General features: G+C 44.9%; 1 protein-coding gene. It reads left to right on the plus strand.

Features of this window, described 5'->3' with window-relative positions; all coding sequences use genetic code 11:
- Nucleotides 1–439, plus strand: a 439-nt coding sequence (locus LKK83_RS00750) for a formylglycine-generating enzyme family protein (RefSeq protein ID WP_324628811.1), incomplete at both ends; no start/stop codon positions are given.

Below are 439 nucleotides of genomic sequence, written 5' to 3' on the forward strand. Positions count from 1 at the left end.
GAACAATTGCCTGATGGGGTGGAAATTAGCGAAAATTTGGCCCAGGTATTAGATAAGTTATTATCCGATTATCCAAAACAGCGATATCAATCAGCATCGGAAGTATTAGACGCCCTAAATTTGTCACCAGTGAGCGGTGCTAAAACGGCACAATCATCATTGCCGAAATTCAGTTTTGACATTATTACTGTGAATCGCTATGGAAAGGAAATCAACCGCCAGCAGGGGGAGGCAGAATACTATACCGAAGATTTGGGGCAAGGAATTAGGTTAGAAATGGTACGCATTCCGGCGGGTACCTTTCTCATGGGTTCCCCGGAAACCGAATTGGAGCGATATGATAATGAAGGTCCGCAACATCGGGTGAGGGTACCGGAATTTTTTATGGGCAAATATCCGGTAACCCAGGCACAATGGCAAGCAGTGATGGGAAATAATC

Origin of the sequence: Phormidium sp. CCY1219 (assembly GCF_035615515.1) — a bacterium.
Classification (GTDB): Bacteria; Cyanobacteriota; Cyanobacteriia; order Cyanobacteriales; family Laspinemataceae; genus CCY1219.